The organism is Mycobacterium gordonae (assembly GCF_017086405.1).
Taxonomy (GTDB): domain Bacteria; phylum Actinomycetota; class Actinomycetes; order Mycobacteriales; family Mycobacteriaceae; genus Mycobacterium; species Mycobacterium gordonae_D.
In genome coordinates this window covers 5,938,548-5,959,415 of record NZ_CP070973.1, presented here as the reverse complement: position 1 = coordinate 5,959,415, position 20,868 = coordinate 5,938,548, and the positions used below count along the sequence as shown (strand labels likewise).

At 66.5% G+C, this 20,868-nt stretch carries 15 protein-coding genes and 2 pseudogenes; 11 read left to right on the top strand and 6 right to left on the bottom strand.

What is annotated here, in order from left to right; genetic code table 11:
* Positions 1-116: 116 nt before the first annotated feature.
* The 7 genes and pseudogenes from cobF (at position 117) to JX552_RS25445 (ending at position 7,250) form a co-directional block, all read left to right on the top strand.
* Complete coding sequence (gene cobF, locus JX552_RS25470; protein ID WP_205874568.1) at positions 117-860, top strand: precorrin-6A synthase (deacetylating); 744 nt, start codon at positions 117-119, stop codon at positions 858-860.
* Positions 861-961: 101 nt separating this feature from the next.
* Positions 962-2,659 (top strand): PE family protein, encoded by a 1,698-nt coding sequence (locus JX552_RS25465; protein ID WP_205874567.1) that lies wholly within the window; start codon positions 962-964, stop codon positions 2,657-2,659.
* A gap of 123 nt (positions 2,660-2,782) precedes the next feature.
* Positions 2,783-3,640: a PE family protein gene (locus JX552_RS25460; RefSeq protein WP_205874566.1), complete on the top strand. Its 858-nt coding sequence runs from the start codon at positions 2,783-2,785 to the stop codon at positions 3,638-3,640.
* Between the two features lie 126 nt (positions 3,641-3,766).
* Entirely contained in the window at positions 3,767-5,479 is a 1,713-nt protein-coding gene (locus JX552_RS25455) for a PE family protein (RefSeq protein ID WP_205874565.1), read from the top strand.
* Between the two features lie 87 nt (positions 5,480-5,566).
* Positions 5,567-5,863 (top strand): annotated as a pseudogene (locus JX552_RS32750) (DNA-formamidopyrimidine glycosylase family protein); the annotation flags it as partial.
* A 153-nt stretch (positions 5,864-6,016) separates the two neighbouring features.
* A complete protein-coding gene (locus JX552_RS32745; protein ID WP_241011211.1) occupies positions 6,017-6,484 on the top strand; it encodes a zinc finger domain-containing protein in 468 nt (155 codons plus the stop codon).
* 16 nt (positions 6,485-6,500) lie between these two features.
* The gene (locus JX552_RS25445) at positions 6,501-7,250 is read left to right on the top strand and encodes an SDR family oxidoreductase (protein ID WP_205874563.1); all 750 of its coding nucleotides are present in this window, start codon (positions 6,501-6,503) and stop codon (positions 7,248-7,250) included.
* 75 nt (positions 7,251-7,325) lie between these two features.
* Here JX552_RS25445 and pgi read toward each other — a convergent pair whose 3' ends face one another.
* From pgi to JX552_RS25430, 3 genes are all read right to left on the bottom strand, one after another.
* A complete protein-coding gene (gene pgi / locus JX552_RS25440) occupies positions 7,326-8,987 on the bottom strand; it encodes a glucose-6-phosphate isomerase (RefSeq protein ID WP_205874562.1) in 1,662 nt (553 codons plus the stop codon).
* A 35-nt stretch (positions 8,988-9,022) separates the two neighbouring features.
* Positions 9,023-9,994, bottom strand: a complete 972-nt coding sequence (locus JX552_RS25435; RefSeq protein WP_205874561.1) for an esterase family protein — start codon at positions 9,992-9,994, stop codon at positions 9,023-9,025.
* 61 nt (positions 9,995-10,055) lie between these two features.
* A complete protein-coding gene (locus tag JX552_RS25430) occupies positions 10,056-10,370 on the bottom strand; it encodes a chorismate mutase (RefSeq protein WP_205874560.1) in 315 nt (104 codons plus the stop codon).
* Positions 10,371-10,721: 351 nt separating this feature from the next.
* Between JX552_RS25430 and JX552_RS32740 the strand changes: the two are divergent.
* Positions 10,722-12,739 (top strand): annotated as a pseudogene (locus JX552_RS32740) (PPE family protein).
* 53 nt (positions 12,740-12,792) lie between these two features.
* Complete coding sequence (gene pcrA, locus JX552_RS25415; RefSeq protein WP_205874559.1) at positions 12,793-15,126, top strand: DNA helicase PcrA; 2,334 nt, start codon at positions 12,793-12,795, stop codon at positions 15,124-15,126.
* 85 nt (positions 15,127-15,211) lie between these two features.
* On the opposite strand, the gene JX552_RS25410 is transcribed toward pcrA, so the two are convergent.
* Together JX552_RS25410 and JX552_RS25405 are read right to left on the bottom strand one after the other, a co-directional pair.
* Positions 15,212-15,763: a hypothetical protein gene (locus JX552_RS25410; protein ID WP_241010727.1), complete on the bottom strand. Its 552-nt coding sequence runs from the start codon at positions 15,761-15,763 to the stop codon at positions 15,212-15,214.
* Between the two features lie 3 nt (positions 15,764-15,766).
* Positions 15,767-16,831 (bottom strand): M23 family metallopeptidase, encoded by a 1,065-nt coding sequence (locus JX552_RS25405; protein ID WP_241010726.1) that lies wholly within the window; start codon positions 16,829-16,831, stop codon positions 15,767-15,769.
* A 281-nt stretch (positions 16,832-17,112) separates the two neighbouring features.
* Here JX552_RS25405 and sucC point away from each other — a divergent pair, with 281 nt between their 5' ends.
* A complete protein-coding gene (gene sucC / locus JX552_RS25400; protein ID WP_205874557.1) occupies positions 17,113-18,276 on the top strand; it encodes an ADP-forming succinate--CoA ligase subunit beta in 1,164 nt (387 codons plus the stop codon).
* Between the two features lie 23 nt (positions 18,277-18,299).
* On the opposite strand, the gene JX552_RS25395 is transcribed toward sucC, so the two are convergent.
* The gene (locus JX552_RS25395) at positions 18,300-19,559 is read right to left on the bottom strand and encodes an IS110 family RNA-guided transposase (protein ID WP_205873902.1); all 1,260 of its coding nucleotides are present in this window, start codon (positions 19,557-19,559) and stop codon (positions 18,300-18,302) included.
* Between the two features lie 338 nt (positions 19,560-19,897).
* Between JX552_RS25395 and sucD the strand changes: the two genes are divergently transcribed.
* On the top strand, positions 19,898-20,800 hold the full coding sequence (gene sucD, locus JX552_RS25390; protein WP_205874556.1) for a succinate--CoA ligase subunit alpha: 903 nt from the start codon (positions 19,898-19,900) through the stop codon (positions 20,798-20,800).
* The last annotated feature ends 68 nt before the right edge of the window (positions 20,801-20,868 follow it).

The window sequence follows — 20,868 nt, the reverse complement described above, 5'->3', positions numbered from 1 at the left end:
CCCTTCGATCGCGTACCTCCGACGTTAGGCAGATCACACCGCATAGTCAATACCATTGGTACCGGATACCGCCGGTTCCGGGTAGAAATCCCGCATCCTCAATTAGCTTGGGCGACATGACCCGTCACATCCACGTCATCGGCGTCGGTGCCGGTGACCCCGATTATGTGACCGTCCAGGCGATCGACGCGCTCAACAACACACAGGTGTTCTTCGCCATGGACAAGGGCGAGGCGAAGAGCGATCTGGTCGCGTTGCGCCAGCAGATCTGTGCGCGCTTCATCCGGGAGCCGGCCTACCGGTTCGTCGAACTGACCGATCCGCAGCGCGCCGCGGTGGGCGACTATCGGCAGGCGGTGTCCGACTGGCACGCCGCGCGCGCCAGGATCTGGGCGGATGCCATCACCGCCGAACTCGGGCCCGACGGCGTGGGCGCCTTCCTGGCCTGGGGCGACCCGTCGCTGTACGACAGCACGCTGCGCATCCTTGCGGCGGTGGCCGCCGAGGTGGACTTCACCTTCGACGTCATTCCCGGCATCACCGCGATTCAGGCACTGACCGCCCGGCACCGTATTCCCCTCAATGACATCGGCGCGCCGGTGCTGATCACCACCGGCCGTCAATTGCGCGCTCATGGATTGTCGGGCGCTGCGGTGGTGATGCTCGACGCCGACTGCTCGTTCCAGGTTTGTCCGCCCGACACCCGGATCTGGTGGGGCGCCTATCTCGGCACCGCGGACGAACTGCTGAAGGCGGGCACCGTCGGGGCGGTCGGCGCCGAGATCGCGGCGTTACGGGCACAGGCCCGCGCGCGGCACGGCTGGATCATGGATACCTACCTGCTGCGGCCGCGCGACTGATCGCACCGCTGTTATCAGGCGTTATGCACTTTCAACGCCTTATTGCACAGATGTCGGAAAGTCTGCGAACATGTGCTCCCTAGAGCGACGGAGGTATGGGGATGGCGTGGGTTTTCGCAAATCCCGAATACGTGGCAGCGGCAGCGCATGACCTGTCCGGGATCGCATCGACGATCGGCTCGGCGAACTCGGCGGCCGCCGCCCCGACTTCCGCCGTCCTGGCCGCCGGCGCCGACGAGATATCGGCGGCCATAGCCTCGCTGTTCAGTGCACACGCACAGGCATATCAACTGGTCAGCACTCAGGCCGCGGCGTTTCACCAGCAGTTCGTCGCCTTGATGAGCGGGGGTGCGAACCAGTACGCCGCAGCGGAAGCCCTCAATGCGGCACCGCTGCAAGCGCTCGCGGCCGCGGCGACCACCGATCCGTTCGTCGCGCTCACCGGCCGTCCCCTGATTGGCAACGGCGTCGACGCCACCACGCCGGGAGGCAACGGCGGCGACGGAGGCTGGCTGTTCGGTAACGGCGGCAACGGCGCTCCCGGCGCCGCGGGCCAGAACGGCGGCAGCGGCGGATCCGCGGCCTTTTTCGGCAACGGCGGCAATGGCGGCGCCGGTGGGGCGGGCGCGACCCCCGGTGGCCCGGGACTGCCCGGCGGCAACGCCGGTAACGGCGGTAACGGCGGCAGCGGCGGCTGGATCTGGGGCACCGGCGGAAGCGGAGCCGCGGGCGGGCTGGGCGGCAGCGCGACGATCCCGTTGGGCGCGCAAGCCGTCGGCCAGATCGGCGGCAACGGCGGCCATGGTGGCTTCGGTGGTCGCGGCGGATTGCTGTTCGGCGACGGCGGGGTGGGCGGTCGCGGCGGCGGTGGCGGGCAAGGCACCAGCAGCATCGGCGTCAACCCGGGATTCGGTACCGAGGGCACCGGCGGGTTCGGCGGCAACGGCGGCAACGGCGGTCAGGCTGGCTGGCTGTACGGCAACGGCGGCGCTGGCGGCAACAGCGGCGACGGCGGCGGGTACATCAACCAGGCCGCGTATGGCGGCGCCAACGGCGGTTCGTCCGGGACCGGCGGCACCGGAGGCAACGCCGGTTTGTTCGGTCATGGTGGAGCGGGCGGTCACGGGGGTCTGGGCGCCAACGGCTTGTCCGGTAGCGACAGCGGTGGCGATGGTGGCGGCGGCGGTTGGGGCGGCGAGGGCGGCACCGGTGGACTGATTTGGGGTGACGGCGGGCTGGGCGGCAACGCCGGCAACGGTGGGACCGGCGGGAACATGGGTGACGCGTTCATCCTGAACACCGCGGGCAACGGCGGCGCCGGCGGCTGGGGCGGCGGCGGTGGCGCGCCGGGCGTGTTCGGCAACGGGGGCGGCGGGGGGAACGGTGGCAACGGCGGCATCGCCGGGCATGGCAACGTCGCGCAACCGAGCCCGCACGTCGCCCACGGTTATGCAGGCCAAGGCGGCAACGCCGGGCAAGGTGCCGACGCCAAGCTGTTCGGCAACGGCGGTAATGGCGGGCAGGGCGGCAACGCTGCCGGCAGCCCGGATCCCAGCAAAGGCCAGGCAGGAGGAATGGGCGGCTTCGGCGGCGACGGCGGCCTGATCTTCGGCAACGGCGGCAATGGTGGCGACGGCGGCCTCAACGGCGTCGTCGGCGGCAACGGCGGGGGCGGCGGCAGTGCCACCTTCATCGGCAATGGCGGCAACGGCGGCAACACCCACGGCCCGGGCGGGCCCGGCTTCGGCGGCGACGGAGGGATTCTGGGCGTTGCCGGGGCTCCCGGCATCACCATCTGACCTCGCCTTGGGGTCCGTCGCCGAAAAGAACGTGCGCTCCGGGGGTCGATTCCCGCGCTAGGATCTGATTCCACGTGCTAAACACGTGATAGGCACTTCACACTGGTCGGGAAAGGTTGCCGAATGTCCTATGTGTTCGCCAGTCCAGAGTGGGTTGCCGCAGCGGCCTCGGATCTGGCGAGCATCGGTTCCACGATCAACGCGGCCAGCGCGGCGGCGGCGATGCCAACTTCCGCGGTAATGGCGGCAGGCGCCGACGACGTGTCGGCGGTGATCGCGGCACTGTTCGGTGCGCACGCGCAGGCCTACCAGCAGCTGAGCGCGCAGGCGGCGATGTTTCACGAGCAGTTCGTCCAGCTGATGAGCAGCGGCGCCAATTTGTATGCGGGCGCAGAAGCCGCCAACGCGACGCCGATGCAGCAGGGCGCGGCGCCCTCCAATGACGTCGCTATGGCCACCGCAGCCGCGGCACAGTCAATGAATACCGGCGCTGCCAACCGGGTAGGTGCGGCGCTGGGCGCCGCTCGAAGCGGTGCTTCGTCGTTCGCCTCCCGGGCCACGGCGCTCGCCCGGCCGGGGGGTCGGCAGGACTCTTCGGCAACGGCGGCTGCGGCGCGGTGGGCGCCCTGGGCGGTCAGGCCGGTGTCGCGCCGGCCGCCGACATCGCGGCCGCCGAGGCTGCTCCGGCGCAAGCTTTCGCGCCCGGCTTCTTCGGGCCAGCCGCCGGATTCGGCGCCGCGAACGGCCAGCCCGCCGCTCAACCCGCCAAGGGCAGTAGCGAAGGGCACTCGGCCGCGACCACGCATGCGGAGCACGCCGCGCCGAGCCGTGCGCTCGAGGGCGACCGCAGCGGCTGGCTTCATGGTGACGGCCCGTCCCTCGCCGGTCACACCCTTCGCGGTGGAGACAGCCTCTTCGCCCCCGATGGACGAGGCGTCGGATTGTTCGGACATAGCGCGTCCGGTGGCAGTGGCGCTTTAGGCGAAACCGGCATCGCTGCACCGGCCTAGTCCCTGACTTCGCCAAATCCCTGATCGAGGCCCGGCCAGAGCGCTACCATGCCCTCTCACTTGGAACTCGGGCGAGGTCTATCGGGAAGGCTGCCGCATGTCTTTTGTGTACGCGTCGACGGAGTATCTGGCCGCGGCGGCATCCGATCTGACGACCATCGGTTCCTCGATCAACCAAGCGAGCGCGGCCGCGGCGGCGCCGACATCGGCGGTGCTGGCTGCTGGCGCCGATGAGGTGTCGGCTGCTTTGGCGGCCATGTTCGGTGCGCACGCGCAGGCCTATCAAGCGTTGAGTGCCCAGGCAGCGTCGTTTCACCAGCAGTTCGTTCAGCTCATGAGCACAGGCGCCAACCAGTACGCCACCGCCGAAGCGCTTAGCGCGCTGCGGATGCAAGCATTCGCTGCGGCCACCAATGATCCGTTTGTAACTCTGACCGGTCGTCCGCTGTTCGGCGACGGCGCCAACGGTGTCAACGGCACCGGTGGCGCAGGTGGCGACGGCGGGTGGCTGTTTGGCAACGGCGGTAACGGAGGCTCGGGTGCGGCGGGTCAGAACGGCGGAGCCGGCGGATCCGCGGGTCTGTTTGGCAACGGCGGAGCCGGAGGTGCCGGCGGCGCCGGCGCCAACGCCGGCGCCAACGCTGCAGGCCAGGCAGGCGGAAACGGTGGTGCCGGTGGTAGTGGCGGATGGCTGTACGGCATGGGTGGTCAGGGTGGGGCCGGGGGTAGTGGTGGCAACGCCCACGGCGCCGCCGGAGGCGGCCAGGGGTTCAGCGGCGGCTCGGGCGGTAACGGCGGTGTCGGAGGCGCCGGCGGACTCCTTTTCGGCCAGGGCGGCGTCGGTGGTCGGGGTGGTAACGGTGGCGACGCCACTGGTGGATTGAATATCGCCGCTCCTGGTAGCGCCGGGCAGGCCGGCAACGGCGGCAACGGCGGCCACAGCGGCTGGGTGTACGGCGACGGGGGTGCCGGAGGGAACGCCGGCAACGGCGGGTCGTTTGTCACCGATTTCAACGTCGGCATCGGCGTCAGTGGAGGCGGTTTTGCGGCGACCGGAGGCAACGGTGGCAGCGCCGGGCTAGTCGGTAACGGCGGTGCCGGCGGGAACGGCGGTCTCGGTGGCCAAGGCCAGTCGGTCTCCCTCGGCATAGCCCTCCTTGCCGGTAACGGTGGCGATGGTGGCTTCGGTGGCAGTGGCGGCAATGGGGGCCTCTTCATAGGCAACGGCGGGCAGGGTGGGATAGGTGGTCTGGGTGGTAACGGGGGGGACATCCTAGTGGCCGCAGTCGGTGGCAACGGCACAGGCGGCTACGGAGGCTTCGGCGGCGTCGGTGGACAAAGCGGTCTGATCGGCAACGGCGGGAGTGGTGGCGCCGGTGGTAACGGCGGGAATTCGGGCACCGGCGGCAATCTCGGTGGCGGCGCGGGTCCCGGTGCGGCGGGAGGCATCGGCGCCGACGCCAAATTCTGGGGGATGGGTGGAGCCGGCGGGAACGGTGGCAACACCGGGGCAGTCGGGGCTGGCCCGGCAGCAATGGTGTTCCAGACCGGCAGTGGCGGCGACGGCGGTGATGGCGGCATCTTTTTCGGCAACGGCGGCAGCGGCGGATTCGCGGGCACCATCCCGGCTGGCTTCATGGCTCCGCCGAACACGCTCAGTGGTGTCGGTGGAAAGGGTGGAAACGCCGCATTTGTCGGCGATGGCGGCAACGGCGGTGCGGGAGCGGGTGCGAGCCAGGGCGGTGTCGGCGGTATTGGCGGACGCGGCGGGCTGCTATTCGGCCATGCCGGCGTCAACGGACCCGCCTAGTTGGTCCGGCAGACTTCGGCATTGGGCGGACCGGCGCAACGGGCCGGGGCCGCGAACACCGTCCTCGCCTTCGTGTGCACGTAAACCATGACGGCGATGCCGGGCGCCGCGTTGCAACGGCACGTCCGGCACACTGAACACGTGCCCGAACTCCCTGAGATCGAAGCGCTGGCCGACCATCTGCGCCGGCACGCTGTCGGGTTGACCGTCGGACGCGTCGACGTCGCCGCGTTGTCGGTGCTCAAGACCTTCGACCCACCGATCAACGCCCTGCATGCCCAGACCGTGGTCGGGGCCGGTCGGTGGGGCAAGTATCTGGGCCTGCAGGCCGGTGACTTGTGGCTGATCACCCACCTGTCCCGCGCGGGGTGGCTGCGCTGGTCGGACAAGCTGGCCGCGGCCCCGCTGCGGCCCGGCAAGGGGCCGATCGCGCTGCGCGTGCACCTGGGTACCCCCGGGGAAGCCCCCGGCTTCGACCTCACCGAGGCGGGCACCCAGAAGCGGCTGGCGGTGTGGCTGGTCAACGACCCGCAACAGGTGCCGCAGGTCGCGTCGCTGGGTCCGGACGCGCTGGAGCTCGGGCCCGACGATCTCGCGCGGGTGCTGGCCGGCAACACCGGGCGGATCAAGACAGTCATCGCCGACCAAAAGGTGATCGCCGGCATCGGCAACGCCTACAGCGACGAGATCCTGCATGTCGCGCGCCTTTCGCCGTTCGCTACCGCGGCGAAACTGACCGCCGAGCAGCTCACCACCCTGCACGACGCCATGATCTCCGTCCTGACCGACGCCGTGAGCCGATCCGTCGGTCAGGGCGCCGCCATGCTCAAAGGCGAAAAGCGATCCGGGCTGCGGGTCCACGCTCGCACCGGACTGCCCTGCCCGGTATGTGGGGACACCGTGCGCGAAGTGTCGTTCGCGGACAAGTCTTTTCAGTACTGTCCGACGTGTCAGACCGGCGGCAAGGTGCTGGCCGACCGGCGCATGTCGCGGCTGCTCAAGTGATCGATATGCTGCCTGAGTGACCCGCCAGAAAATCCTCATCACCGGAGCCAGTTCCGGCCTGGGCGCCGGCATGGCCCGCGCTTTCGCCGCCCAGGGCCGTGACCTGGCGCTGTGCGCGCGCCGCACCGATCGCCTGGAAGAGCTGAAAGCAGAACTCTCCCAGCAGTATCCGTCGATCACGATCGCGGTGTCGCAGCTCGACGTCAACGACCATGACCAGGTGCCCAAGGTGTTCGCGGAGTTGAGCGAGGAATTGGGCGGCATCGACCGCGTCATCGTCAATGCCGGCATCGGCAAGGGCGCTCGGCTGGGCTCGGGCAAGTTGTGGGCCAATAAGGCGACCCTGGAGACCAATTTGATCGCGGCGCTGGTGCAGATCGAAGCCGCCCTGGAAATGTTCAACCAGCGTGGCTCCGGCCATCTGGTGCTCATCTCCTCGGTGCTGGGCAACAAGGGTGTGCCCGGAGTCAAAGCCGCGTACGCCGCAAGCAAGGCCGGACTCAGCTCGCTGGGCGAATCGCTGCGCGCCGAATACGCCAAAGGCCCGATCAAGGTCTCGGTGATGGAGCCGGGCTACATCGAGTCGGAGATGACGGCCAAGTCAGGCACCACGATGTTGATGGTGGACAACGAAACTGGCGTCAAGGCGCTCGTTGCCGCCATCGAACGTGAACCGGGTCGCGCGGCCGTGCCGTGGTGGCCGTGGGCGCCGCTGGTTCAGCTAATGCGGGTGCTGCCACCGCCGCTGACCAAGCGCTTCGCCTGAGCCCGGCGAGCAGACGCAAAAGCACCCGACACGCCGGGAAAAGGGGTGCTTTTGCGTCTGCTCGCGGTCGAAATGTTATTGGGCGCGGCCTCTTTCGGACCGGTAGTGGCGTACCAGTGCATCGGTCGAGCTGTCCGACAGCTTGTCCGGCGGCGGGTCACTGGTGATCACCGGCAGCAGCGCCTTGGCCTGCGTCTTGCCGAGTTCCACGCCCCACTGGTCGAAGGGGTCGATTCCCCACACCACACCTTCGGTGAATACCTGATGCTCATAGAGTGCGATCAGTTGCCCTAGTACAGACGGTGTCAGCCGTGTAGCCAAAATCGAAGTGGAAGGCCGGTTTCCGGGCATCACCTTGTGCGGCACCACATCCTCCGGGGTGCCTTCGTCGGCGATCTCCTCGGCGGTTTTGCCGAATGCGAGCACCTGGGTCTGGGCGAAGAAGTTGCTCATCAGCAGGTCGTGCATGCTGCCGGTGCCCTCGGCGGTCGGTAGGTCGTCCAGGGGTTGGCTGAAGCCGATGAAGTCGGCCGGTATCAATCGCGTGCCTTGGTGGAGGAGTTGGTAGAACGCGTGTTGGCCGTTGGTTCCTGGTTCTCCCCAATAGATTTCACCGGTGTCGGCGGTCACCGGCGTGCCGTCGGCCTTGGTCGACTTACCGTTCGATTCCATGGTCAGCTGCTGCAGATAGGCGGCGAACCGGGCCAGGTCGTTGGAGTACGGCAACACCGCGCGCGATTGTGCGCCGAAGAAGTTCGAATACCACAGCCCGATAAGCCCAAGCAGTGCAGGCGCATTCGACTCCAGCGGTGCGGTCCGGAAATGCTCGTCGACGATGTGGAAGCCGGAGAGGAAATCGGCGAATGCTTCCCGGCCGATCACGGCCATCACCGACAGCCCGATCGCCGAGTCCACCGAGTAACGCCCGCCGACCCAGTCCCAGAAACCGAACATGTTGGCGGTGTTGATGCCGAATTCGTCGACCAGCCGCTTGTTGGTGGAGACGGCGACGAAGTGCTTGGCCACCGCGGAGTCGCCGAGTGCGTCGGTCAGCCAGCGGCGCGCGGCGGTCGCGTTGGTCAACGTCTCCAACGTGGAGAACGTTTTCGACGCCACCACGAAAAGCGTTGTGGCAGGGTCTAGATCGCTCAGCGTCGCGACCAGGTCGGCGGGGTCGACATTGGAGACGAAGCGCGCCGAGATGCCGGCGTCGGCGTAGTGGCGCAATGCCTGGTACACCATGACCGGGCCCAGGTCCGAACCACCGATCCCGATGTTGACGACGGTCTTGATGCGCTCGCCCGTGGCGCCCTTCCAGTCGCCGCTGCGCAGCCGGTCGGTGAAGTCGCCCATCGCGTCGAGCACCTCGTGCACTTCCTTGACGACGTTCTGGTCGTCCACGATCAGGTCGGCGTCACGGGGCAGTCGCAGCGCGGTGTGCAGCACCGCGCGATTTTCCGAGGTGTTGATGCGCTCGCCGGCGAACATGGCGTCGCGCCGTTCTTCCAGCTTGGCCGCGCGGGCCAGCGCGGTCAGCAGTTGCACCGTCTCGCGGGTGATGCGGTGTTTGCTGTAGTCGATATAGAGGTCGCCGACAGTGAGGGTGAGGTCTCGGCCGCGGTTGGGATCGTCGGCGAAGAGCTCGCGCAGGTGGGTGGCTCCGATCTGATCGTGATGCTTGCGCAGGGCGTCCCACGCCGAAGTGCCGGTGATATCGGGAATTGATTCGGAGGTCATGTTTCGACCCTAACGCCGAGTGGCCGGTCACAGCCTCAGCGCGATGCACCGCCCAGCACCCGTTGCAGATCCGGCAGCATCGCCTGCAGCTGCTCACCCCAGTACGACCACGTGTGAGTGCCGTTGGCCGGGAAGTTGAAGACGCCGTTGTGGCCGCCCCCGGCCTGGTATCTGGTCTGAAAAGCCTTGTTGCTGATACGCGTGGCGCTTTCCAGCAGACTGGCGTCGAGCTTGGTGCCCACCTCCGACGGGCCGCCGTTGCCGGTGTATACCCAGATGCGCGTGTTGTTGGCCACCAGCTTCGGCACGTTGACGGTCGGATCGTTGGCCGCCCACGCCGGGTCCCCGGGCGGCCCCCACATGGCGTCGGAGTGAAACCCTCCGGAGCCCAACTGCGCCGCGCTCACCAGGGCAGGCCAGTTGCCGGCGGACAGATTCAGAAAACCCGACATCGAGGCGGCATAGCCGAAGTTCCGTGGATGATCGGCGGCAAGCACCAGGGCGGCGGAACCGGACATCGACGCCCCCACCACCGCGTTGCCCGAGGCGTTGATCGCCTTGTTGGCCGCCAGCCATGCCGGCAATTCCTCAGAGAGAAAGGTCTCCCACTTGTAGGTGTACGTTCCGCTGCGGCCGACCGCGGGCCGGTACCAATTGGTATAGAAACTCGCCTCCCCGCCCACCGGCAAAACCAGGGACAGTCCGGATCGGGCGAACCATTCGAACACCGCGAGGTGGATGTCCCAACCATTGAAGTCGTCACGGGCAAGCATCCCGTCGAGCAGGTAGACCGCGCGGGTACCCCCGCCCTGGAACTCCACTTTCACCTGACGGTTCATCGAGGCCGACGGGACCATCAGGTATTCGATCGGCGTTCCCTGTCTCGACCATGCGAACGACGTGGCGGCACCCTCGGACAGCCCGCCCAGCACGGCGAGCAACGCTGCGGCTGACACCGATATCAGCCGGCGCAACGGCGAAAGCGCAGCTATTGATGCCGTAACCATTTCCGGCGAAATTTACCCTGGCAAAGCCGCGATTCGCCGAATGTAACGTAATTAGTGCCGTTTAGTGGCCGAGTCGTCCCCGGCCCAACCGCAAGAGCAGCATCGCCAGATCCTTACCTTCGGGACCCAGTTCGCTGTAGCGCTCGATGACTTTCATTTCGCGGCTGTGCACCAGCCGGGTGCCGCCGGAGGCCATCCGCACTTTGCCGATCGCCTGCGACACTTCGGCGCGGCGCTTAACCGCTGCCAGGATCTCGGCGTCCAGGCGGTCGATCTCCTGGCGCAACTCGTCGATGCCGAGGTGTTCGGCACCGATGGTCTCTGTGTTCATCTCTGCAATCTCCGCGTTCTCGTGAGGTGGTGGTTCTGGTCTCATCCGGTTCGGGCCTCACACAAGAGACGAGCCCCGAATCCGGAAGCGGACCACGGGGCTCTGCGAAAGCAGCTAGACCACGGGCACCGCTGGCCGGTACCCGTAAAAAAATCGGGGCTGCGTATTGAGCACGCACCGAGTGTGCCACCAAGTGGCGTACGTGTGCAAAAACCCGGCAGCAGGATCAACCCTCGGCCCAGTCGGCTCATCGTCCGCGACGTTGCGCGGCAAGCGAAGTGAAGGCATGCACAGCAAGGAACGTTTCGTCGAAATGCCCTATGCGGCCGAGCGCATGCCCGTAGGCTCACTTTTCGCAGTAGTGGCGGTCGTTGGATGGTCACGAAGGGACGGTCGATGAATTTCTCGGTATTGCCGCCAGAGATCAACTCGCTGCTGATGTTCAGTGGCGCCGGGTCCGTTCCGATGCTGGAAGCCGCGCAGGCCTGGGACGTGTTGGCCGCAGAACTCGGCGCAGCTGCCTCGTCATTCGGTTCGGTGACCGCCGGGCTGGTCGGCCAGGCGTGGCAGGGTCCGGCGGCGGCGGCAATGACGACCGCAGCCTTGCCGTATACGAACTGGCTCACCGCGGCGGCGGCCCAGGCCGTGGACGCCGCCGGGCATGCTCGCACGGTGGCGGCGGTGTTCGAGGCTACGCAGTCGGCGATGATCCAGCCAATTGCCGTGGCGGCCAACCGTTCTCAGTTCGTTCAGCTGGTGTTGTCGAACCTGTTCGGCCAGAATGCTCCGGCGATCGCGGCCACCGAAGCCGTCTACGAGGAAATGTGGGCCCGGGACGTCGCGGCGATGGTCGGCTATTTCACCGGCGCCTCGGCCATTGCCGAGGCGCTGCCTCCGTGGGATCAGCTACTCCCGCAACTCTTCTCCGCCGTCGGCAACGTCGGCGCCGGGAATCTGGGTCTGGGAAACATCGGCAGCGTCAATCTGGGCAGCGGCAACACCGGTGGTCTCAACTTCGGTAACGGCAACAAAGGCAACCTCAATTTCGGTGACGGCAACCTCAACGGGATCCTCAATCTCGGCGGCGGCAACACCGGTTCGTTCAACCTCGGCGGCGGTAACACCGGGAGCAGGAACCTCGGTGGCGGCAACCGGGGCAACGGGAACATCGGCTTCGGAAACTCCCAGAGCACCGGCGGCGGAAACGTCGGCAGTGGCAACAGCGGCAGCGGCAACTGGGGAACGGCAATACCGGCAATCTCAACATCGGCAGCGGAAACTTCGGCAGCTCCAACATCGGCTTCGGAAACAGCGGTCCCGGCGCGGTGCCCACGGCCGGCAACTCCAACCTGGGCCTGGGCAACACCGGCAACTCCAATATCGGCATCGGGAACTTCGGCAACTTCAATATCGGCCTGGGCAATAGCGGCGAGTTCAACATCGGCTTCGGCAACTCTGGCAAGAACAACTTCGGCATCGGTCTGACCGGAGAGAATCAGGTGGGGATCAACTTCAACGGGTTGAATTCCGGAAGCGGAAACATCGGCCTGTTCAATTCCGGCAACAACAACGTCGGATTCTTCAACTCCGGACACGGCAACTGGGGTTTCGGCAACTCCGGTGACTTCAACACCGGGCTCGCGAACTCTGGCGACATCAATACCGGCATCATGAACTCCGGTCATCACAACACCGGCTGGGTCAACACCACCAACACTAACGTGGGCTTCGGGAACTCGGGCCACGGAAACGTCGGGTTCTGGAACGCCGGTAGCAACAACGTCGGCGTCGGCAACGGTGGCGGTTTCGCGGTCGGTGCCTTCAACTCGGGCTCGAGCGGCGCCGTGGGCTTCCTTAACTCCGGTGCCAGCAGCGTGGGCTTTTTCAACTCGGGCTCGGGTAACACCGGCTTCGGAAACTCCGGCAACACCAACACCGGTTACTGGAATTCGGGCAGCATCAACACCGGCGCCGGCAACGCGGGCGCGGTCAACACCGGTTTCGGCAGCGCGACCAATACCGGCGCCGCCAGCTCCGGTTTCGGCAATACGGGTGTCGGCACCTCGGGCTTCAACAACAACGGGAACAGCACCTCGGGTTTCCAGAACACCGGCAACTCCAGCGAGGGCTACGGAAACATCGGCAATTTCCAGACCGGCTTCCAAAACACGAACAGCCGCAACACGGGCTTCTTCAATTCGGGCTTCAACGCCGTGGGCTTCTCCAACACCGGCAGTTTCGCCATCGGTTATGCCAACGGCGGCGTCACGGGCAACGTCGGCTTCATGAACGTCGGGACGGACAATTCGGGTTTCGGGCAATCGGGCACGCTGAACTCCGGTTGGGGCAGCTCGGGTAGTAAGAGCTCGGGCAGCAACCATACGGGCGTGAACCAGTCGGGATTTCAGTTCTAGCTGCGCACGGCCGGCGGCGGACTGTCAGCCGGCGGCGGTAAGTTTGGACCGACATGAGTGTGCATGCAACCCAAGCCAAGTACCCCCGTCCCAGCGCGGTAGACGAACTGCTGGACGGGCTCAACCCACAGCAGCGCCAGGCGGTGGTGCACGAAGGCTCGCCGCTGCTGATCGTCGCCGGCGCCGGATCGGGCAAGACGGCGGTGCTGACCCGCCGTATCGCCTACCTGATCGCCGAGCGCGGTGCCGGCGTCGGCCAGATCCTGGCCATCACCTTCACCAACAAGGCCGCCGCCGAGATGCGGGAACGGGTAGTGAATCTGGTCGGTGACCGCGCGCGGTACATGTGGGTGTCCACCTTCCACTCGTCCTGCGTGCGGATCCTGCGCAACCAGGCGTCGTTGATCGAGGGCCTCAACTCCAACTTCTCTATTTACGACGCCGACGACTCCCGGCGGCTGCTGCAGATGATCGGCCGCGACATGGGCCTGGACATCAAGCGATACTCGCCGCGGCTGTTGGCCAACGCCATCTCGAACCTCAAGAACGAACTCATCGACCCGCACCAGGCGGTGTCCAGCCTCACCGACGAATCCGACGATCTGGCACGCACCGTCGCATCGGTCTTCGGCGACTACCAGCGCCGGCTGCGGGCGGCCAACGCGCTGGACTTCGACGACCTGATCGGTGAGACGGTCGCGGTGCTGCAGACGTTTCCCGACATCGCCCAGTACTACCGGCGCCGCTTCCGCCACGTACTGGTCGACGAATACCAGGACACCAACCACGCCCAGTACATGCTGGTGCGGGAGTTAGTGGGGCACGGCACCGCTGAATCGGAAGACGGCGTGCCGCCTGCCGAACTCTGCGTGGTCGGTGACGCCGACCAGTCGATCTACGCCTTCCGCGGAGCCACCATCCGCAACATCGAAGACTTCGAGCGTGACTACCCGGACGCCACCACCATTCTGCTGGAACAGAATTACCGCTCGACGCAGAACATCCTGTCGGCGGCCAACTCGGTGATCGCCCGCAACGCCGGACGCCGCGAGAAGCGGTTGTGGACCGACGCCGGCGAAGGCGAGCTCATCGTCGGGTACGTCGCCGACAACGAGCACGACGAGGCCCGATTCGTGGCCGACGAGATCGATGCGCTGGCCGACCGCGGCGATATCACCTACAACGACGTCGCTGTCTTCTACCGCACCAATAATTCGTCGCGCTCGCTGGAGGAGGTCTTCATCCGGGCCGGCATCCCGTACAAAGTCGTTGGGGGAGTGCGCTTCTACGAGCGCAAGGAGATCCGCGACATTGTGGCCTATCTGCGGGTGCTGGACAACCCGGGTGACGCGGTCAGCATGCGGCGCATTCTCAACACCCCGCGCCGCGGCATCGGCGACCGGGCCGAGGCGTGCGTCGCGGTGTATGCCGAGAATACCGGCGCCAGCTTCGCCGACGCCCTGCAGGCCGCCGCCGAGGGCAAGGTCCCGATGCTCAACACCCGCGCGGAAAAGGCGATCGCCGGCTTCGTCGAGCTGCTCGACGAATTGCGCGGGCACCTCGACGACGACCTGGGTGAGCTCGTCGAGGCGGTGTTGGAACGCACCGGATATCGCCGCGAGCTGGAATCGTCGACCGATCCGCAGGAGTTGGCGCGGCTGGACAACCTGAACGAATTAGTCAGCGTCGCACACGAATTCAGCATCGACTTGGCGAATGCGGCCGCCTTGGCCGATGACGCGCCGGAGGACGAGGACGTTCCCGACACCGGCGTGTTGGCCGCCTTCCTGGAGCGGGTGTCGCTGGTCGCGGATACCGACGAAATCCCCGAGCACGGTTCTGGACTGGTGACGCTGATGACGCTGCACACCGCCAAGGGACTGGAGTTCCCGGTCGTCTTCGTCACCGGCTGGGAGGACGGCATGTTCCCGCACATGCGGGCGTTGGACGACCCGATGGAGCTGTCCGAAGAGCGGCGCCTGGCTTACGTCGGCATCACCCGGGCTCGGCAGCGGCTCTACCTGAGCCGGGCCATCGTCCGTTCATCCTGGGGCCAGCCCATGCTGAACCCGGAATCGCGTTTCCTGCGTGAGATCCCGCAACAACTCATCGAGTGGCGCCGGGTCGCGCCCAAGCCGTCGTTCAGTGCACCGGTCAGTGGCGCGGGGCGGTTCGGGACCCCACGCTCGGCGCCCGTGCGTTCCGGTCCGAGCAAACGGCCGCTGGTGGTGTTGGAGCCCGGCGATCGGGTGACGCACGACAAGTACGGCCTGGGACGCGTCGAGGAAGTCTCCGGCGTCGGAGAATCGGCGATGTCGCTGATCGACTTCGGCAGTGCGGGACGGGTCAAGCTGATGCACAACCACGCGCCGATCAGCAAGCTCTGAGCTCATCGCGCCGAGCGTGCACTGACGGCGACAAAATCGCGAAAAACTAGCCCTCAGTTCACATTCGGCGAAGACGCGGGCCGCACTATTCGGCCCAGCGCTTGGTATCCGGCAGCATCGCCAGGACCACGCTCGCCACCGGCAGCAGTGGCAGCGCGTGCACTATCCATCCCACCCGGGCGCCCGCGATGAACACGCCGAGGTACGTCAGCAGCGCGACAATCGCTCCGGCCACGATCAGATAGCGCCCGAACTGGCGGCGCAGCAACAACATGATCACGCCGCAGACCGTGGTCAACGCGAAGACCAGTGCCAGGAATCCGACGGCGATGCAGAACAGTCGGTCGGTCTGCCACCAACCGGCGATCAGGTCGGTGGCCACTACCGACGTCGCCCATCCGCTGACAATGCTCACGGCGCTGGCCGCCACCGCCGTCCGGGCACTCGGCTCGTGCCGCAGTACGGCGGGCAGCGGCGGAAGCCCTGCGGGACGCGGGATCTGGGTTGTTGGTTGAGAAGTGATCGGGGGCAGCGGACCGGTTGGCGCACGCCGAATGATCTTGGTGCGTGCCCCGTTCGGTGGCTCGGTGGGCTCAGGCGGACTTTCGCTCAGGGACGGATCGCTCGGCCCGGTCACCGTTCAGCCGGCGTAGTTGCCGACGGACAGTCCCCGCTTGGCCAGCCACGGCACGGGGTCGATCCGCTCACTGCCACCCAGCAGCACCTCGAAGTGCAGGTGCGGGCCGGTGGAGTTGCCGCGATTGCCCATGGTGGCGATCTGGTCGCCCGCCATCACGCGTTCACCGACGCTGACCAGCGTGGTGTTGACGTGGCCGTACAGTGTGACGGTGCCGTCGGCATGCATCAGCTTGACCCAGGCGCCGTAGCCGGCGGTGGGCCCGGCGTCGATGACGACGCCGTCGGATACCGCGTAGATCGGCGTCCCGATCGCGTTGGCCAGGTCGATACCGGCGTGCAGGACGCCCCAGCGGTAGCCGAAGTTCGAGGTGAAGATGCCCTTGGTCGGCATGACGTACAGCGGCTGCTGCAGGCGCGCCTCGCGCTGTGCCCGCTCCTGTGCGAACGCCACGCCGCGGGCGAATTCCTCGTTGTGCACCGCAACGTTGGCCGGCTGCGCGGCGATCACCTGGACGCCACGTGGCGCGCTGGAGCCGGGCGCGCCCGACCCGCCGGTGAGCGTCGAGGCGTTGGCGGTAAGCACGGTCTCGATCTTGGTGTTGTTGTCGGACTGGCTAACCGCGGTGTGCGTGGCCGCGGCTGCCGCTCCGGCGGCCATCGCCCCGATCAGCAGACGCCCCTTGGCGGCACTGGTCGGCTGCTTGCGGTGGCTGCCGCCGCGGCGCGGGGCGGGCGTGACGTTGATGGCCTGGGTGATCGCGTGCGCGGTCTCGACGGAAACCCGGGGCAGGACCTCGGTGGCCGGGGCGGCCAGCCACAACGGCGTCAGATCGTCGGTGTCGTCGAGGTCGTCGAGTTCCGGGGCCTGCAGCAGCAAGTCGTCGAACGCGAACTCGGATTCACCGAAATCCAACTCGTCGAGGTCGGCCAGCTCCATGTCATCGAGTTCATCAAACCCATCTAACGGGATGATCTCGGTGACTTCATTGCGCTGATGGGGCCAGCGTTCCCGGGATGCGCGCGCCGATACTGCGGCGGCTGAGCGGGCGAAAAGGTGCTGGGACAACCTGAAATGTCCTCGGATCGTGACCATAACGTTATCTGGACCTTGAGAAGGTATCCGCAAACGTAGGGGGCTGGCAACCTCAGTATGGAAACCGGTCATTTTTGTGACTTGGATCACGTTTCGTGTCGATGGCCATGGCGTGACGTATGCCACAGCGGTGGGATGCGGCGGCAAGGCTGATTTCCGGGGTCGATACAGTTCCTCCGTGCGAGTTGCCGAGTACCGGCACCGCCACCCTAGTTGGCCCTAGCAAGTAAGCCGAGCAAAGGCAGTGACGCCCCATGGATCTGTTCGAGTATCAAGCTAAGGAACTGTTCGCCAAGCACGGCGTACCCGGCACGCAGGGCCGGGTGACCGACACCGCCGAAGGCGCAAAAGCCATCGCGGAGGAGATCGGTGCCCCCGTGATGGTCAAGGCGCAGGTCAAGACCGGCGGCCGGGGCAAGGCGGGTGGCGTGAAATACGCCGCGAACGCCGAGGAAGCCTACGAGCACGCCAAGAACATCTTGGGCCTGGACATCAAGGGCCACATCGTCAAGAAGTTGCTGGTCGCCGAGGCCAGCGACATCGCCGAGGAGTACTACCTCTCGTTCCTGCTCGACCGCGCCAACCGCACCTACCTGGCGATGTGCTCGGTCGAGGGTGGCATGGAGATCGAGGAGGTCGCCGCCACCAAACCTGACCGGCTGGCCAAGGTGCCGGTGAACGCCGTCAAGGGTGTCGACCGGGCCCTTGCACGGTCCATCGCCGAGCAGGGCCACCTGCCCGCAGAGGTGCTCGACGCCGCCGCCGTCACGATCGAAAAGCTATGGGGCGTATTCGTCGGCGAGGACGCCACCCTGGTCGAGGTCAACCCGCTGGTGCGCACGCCGGATGACAAGATCTTGGCGCTGGACGGCAAGGTCACCCTGGACGCCAACGCCGATTTCCGTCAGCCCGGGCACGCCGAGTTCGAGGACCGCGCTGCTACCGACCCCTTGGAGCTCAAGGCCAAGGAACACGACCTCAACTACGTCAAGCTCAGCGGTGAAGTCGGGATCATCGGCAACGGCGCGGGCCTGGTGATGTCGACGCTGGATGTGGTCGCCTACGCCGGTGAGAAGCACGGCGGCGTGAAGCCGGCCAACTTCCTGGACATCGGGGGCGGTGCGTCGGCCGAGATCATGGCGGCCGGACTGGACGTGATCCTGGGCGACCCGGAAGTCAAGAGTGTGTTCGTCAATGTCTTCGGCGGCATCACGTCGTGCGACGCGGTGGCGGCCGGGATCGTCAAGGCCCTGGAAATCCTGGGCGACGAGGCCAACAAGCCGCTGGTGGTCCGCCTGGACGGCAACAACGTCGAAGAAGGCCGTCGCATCCTGGCCGACGCCAACCACCCGCTGGTGATCCAGGCCGACACCATGGACGCCGGCGCCGACAAAGCCGCCGAGCTGGCGAGCGCCTGAAAGACATCTCACGAAGTTAAAGGTCAAGCCGCGAGCTGGAGAGGAGGTGGGAACGCAACATGTTCGTCGTAGAGCTGGCCGGTGTGCAGGCAGTGGTGGAGTTGGCCGAGGAATTTGTTGAACAGGTGTCGTTGGGCTTGATGGTTCCAGTCTCCGGCTGCGCGGCGGGCGTCGAAGTGCCTGCGGGCTCCCGGGGAGGCGCGCAGCGATGCCAGGGCCCAGATCGGGCCGACAGCGTTGAGGCGACGGTTTTTGATATGGCGTTGCAGGACAGCGGTTTTCTTGCCGCTAGCACGGGTGATCGGCGCCGATCCGGCGAACGCTTTGAGTCCGCGGGCATCGGCGAAACGGGTGCGGTCGTCACCGATCTCGGCGAGCACCCGGGCACCGGCGAGCATCCCCAGTCCGGGGAAACTGGTGATGATCTTGGCGTCCGGGTGTTGGTCAAAATGGGCGATCGCCGCCTCGGCGAGTGCGTCGGCGGCAGCGCAGGCCGCGTCGAACTGGCTCAGCAGCGCGGTCAGGTGAATGCCCATCGCGTTCTCCACCACCGGTGGCTGGTGCAGGTAGGTGTCGGTGAAGATGTCGCGCAGCCGCTCGACGTCACGGTCGAGGTAGCGTTTGCGGCCGGCTTTGATCAGCAGCCGCCGCAACCGGGCCGGCGTCAGGTTGGCGGCCTGAGTGGGCGTCGGCGCGGCGGTCAGGACGGTGCGGGCATCGGCGCGGGCCAGTCCGCCTTCGGGCAGGCCGGCGAACGCGACCAGCGCGGCCGGGTAGAAGTCTTTGAGGAGATCGCGGATCTGATTGCCGACCTGCTGACGCGCCCAGACCGCGTCCTGCTGGGCCCGGGCCAACACCCGGATCGCTTGGGCCAGATCGGTATCGGCCGGCAACGGGCGGTGCGCGTCTGGGTCGGTGCGCACGATGTTGGCGAGCAGCACCGCGTCGGTGGCATCGGATTTGGCGCCGGAGACCGAGTACCGGGCCCGGTAGCGGGAGGCAGCCAGTGGGTTGATCGGATAGATCACCCGGCCGGTTTCGCGCAACGCCGCGACGAACAGGCCACGGTCGGTTTCGATCCCGATCGGGATCGGATCCTCGGCGGTGTCGCCGGCTTCGGCCAGCAGCGTCAGCAGTGCGGCGAATCCGGCGGCGTCGTTACTGACCCGGCCGCGGGCCACCACTTTGCCATCGTCATTGATCACCGCGACATCGTGATGGGCTGTAGCCCAATCAATTCCGCAATACTGTCTCAATGTTCCTTGACTCCTTCGGTTGATCATCGTGCTGTTACCGGTGGACTCACGCGGCGCCCTAATCGTGGGACTCAAAGGTCCGTCATCTCACTAGCCGTCCGTGACTCCAGCGCACCGCAGGACTTCGTTCTGTCGAAGAGCTCAAGGCTCGGGAACAACCATCGGGAAGTCAACCCTGCGGCAGGCTCGGGCAACGGAATCCCACCACCTCACCGGGAGGTCTGCCGCCAGGCGCGCCGTTCTTTCAGAAGTCGTCGAACGACGGGACAACTCAGGCGTCACCTGGCAGCAGACCGATCAGAAATAGTCCCGGTCATTTCGACCGATCAACCCATCCCTACAAACGATTAGGACCCCTGAGAGCAATGGCTATCTTCCTGACTTCTGAGAACAAGGTCGTCGTCCAGGGCATCACCGGCGCAGAGGCCACCAAGCACACCGCGCGGATGCTGGCGGCCGGCACCCAGATCGTGGGCGGGGTGAATGCCCGTAAGGCGGGTACCACGGTCGCGCACAAGGACGCCGAGGGCAACCCGATCGAGTTGCCGGTTTTCGGCAGCGTCGTGGAGGCGATCGAGAAGACCGGCGCCGATGTGTCGATCATCTTCGTGCCGCCGGTGTTCGCCAAGGACGCGATGATCGAGGCCATCGACTCGGAGATCCCGTTGCTGGTGGTCATCACCGAGGGGATTCCGGTGCAGGACAGCGCATATGCCTGGGCCTATAACGTCGAGAAAGGCCAGAAGACCCGGATTATCGGGCCGAACTGCCCGGGCATCATCAGCCCGGGACAGTCGCTGGTCGGCATCACCCCGGCCAACATTAGCGGTCCCGGTCCGGTCGGGCTGGTGTCCAAGTCGGGCACGCTGACCTACCAGATGATGTACGAGCTGCGCGATTTCGGGTTTACCACCTCGATCGGCATCGGCGGCGACCCGATCATCGGCACGACCCACATCGACGCCATCGAGGCGTTCGAGAAGGACCCCGACACCAAGCTCATCGTGATGATCGGTGAGATCGGCGGTGACGCCGAGGAGCGCGCGGCCGATTTCATCAAGGCCAACGTCACCAAGCCGGTGGTCGGCTATGTCGCGGGATTCACCGCGCCGGAGGGTAAGACCATGGGCCACGCGGGCGCCATCGTGTCCGGTTCATCGGGCACCGCGGCCGCGAAGAAGGACGCATTGGAAGCCGCCGGCGTGAAGGTCGGCAAGACGCCGTCGGAGACCGCTGCCCTGGCGCGGGAGATCCTGAAGACCTTGTAGCGCGCGAGCAGCCGCAACAGCCCCTCGTTTCGTGCCGAAATGAGGGGCTGTTGCGTCTGCTCGGCTGA